General features: G+C 27.9%; 2 protein-coding genes. Both read right to left on the minus strand.

What is annotated here, in order from left to right:
* Window positions 1-196: 196 nt before the first annotated feature.
* Window positions 197-946, minus strand: a complete 750-nt coding sequence (locus tag HMPREF9129_RS10140; protein WP_004823494.1) for a peptidylprolyl isomerase — start codon at window positions 944-946, stop codon at window positions 197-199.
* A gap of 46 nt (window positions 947-992) precedes the next feature.
* Window positions 993-1,190: a cold-shock protein gene (locus HMPREF9129_RS10145; protein ID WP_004823496.1), complete on the minus strand. Its 198-nt coding sequence runs from the start codon at window positions 1,188-1,190 to the stop codon at window positions 993-995.
* Between the last annotated feature and the right edge of the window lie 223 nt (window positions 1,191-1,413).

A 1,413-nucleotide genomic window follows, 5' to 3' on the forward strand; every position in this document is an offset into this window, starting at 1 on the left:
AATGTTATATTAGTAATTACACTATTATCCAAACTATCCCAAAGATAGTCTACAATATTTTCCGAAATTTCTTCTAATATATTTCTATAATAATTTAAAAGTTCTGCACTCTTATCTATATAGTCAAAAAGTTGAAGTTTCATATTATCACCCTATCTAAGTATACATTAGAATAAAAAAATCCCAAGGCTTTACCTTAGGATTCTTGAATATTTATAACTTCAACTTTATGTTTTACTGAAAGTTCTTTAATTTTATTCACATAAGTTTCTTGTTCTTTTCTTCCTTTAAGTTCCGATTCTACACTTCCCTTAATTTTATCAAAATCAAGTTCTTCATGTTTATCATCTAATTTAATAATATGATATCCAAATTGAGTTTTGACAGGTTCAGAAATTTCTCCTACATTCATTGAAAATACTTTTTCATCAAACTCAGGAACCATTTGACCCTGTGAAAATTCACCTAAGTTTCCACCATTGGCACTTGAAGGACAACTTGATTTTTCTTTAGCTATCTCAGCAAAATTATCTACATTTACCTCTTTAAAAATACTATTTGCCTCTTCTTCTGTTTCTACTAATATGTGAGAAGCACTAACAGTAGGTCCTTGGTTAAAGTGTTCTTTATTTTCTTCATAATACTTCTTTATTTCATCTTCACTTACTTCAATATTTTCTAAAGTTTTCCCAAGAGCATATGTCATAAGCAATGAATCTTCTGTAGCTTTTAAAACTTCAATAAAATCTTCATTTTTATCATATCCCTTTTCTCTAGCATCTATTACTAAAAGTTGTTGACTAATTAATTCATCTAAGATTTCCTTTGAAAATCCTTTTTTATTATAATAGTCTCTTAATTGTGGATTTAATTGTCTTAAAAAATTTTCATAATGAGCTGTAGTGATTTCTACACCATCAATTTTTGCAATTATATGTTTTTCCATAAATTTTCCTCCTCATAAAAAAAAGCAGCCTAGGCTGCTCAATAATTTATAATTCTACGATATTTTCAGCTTGAGGTCCTTTTTCGCTTTCAACTACGTCAAACTCAACCGCTTGACCTTCATTTAAAGTTTTGAAACCTTCTTTTTGAATTTGTGAGAAATGGCAGAATACATCTTTTCCATCTTCTCCTGTTATAAATCCAAATCCCTTTTCACCGTTAAACCATTTTACTGTACCTTTCAAAATTTACCTCCTTGTTACTCTAATCATTTGTAAATGTATAGACTTTGAGGTTTACTCTAAAAGATTCAATCATTTTCAAATTCATAAAGTTGTATTACTTGACTAAGTATATCATTTTTAACCCTATTAATCAACTAAAATAAAATTATATTACCCTTAGCGTGTAAATCATCGCCATATATTTCAAAATAATCCCTAGTTTCACTACAATTTATATCAATTT

It is taken from the genome of Peptoniphilus indolicus ATCC 29427, assembly GCF_000227315.1.
Classification (GTDB): Bacteria; Bacillota; Clostridia; order Tissierellales; family Peptoniphilaceae; genus Peptoniphilus; species Peptoniphilus indolicus.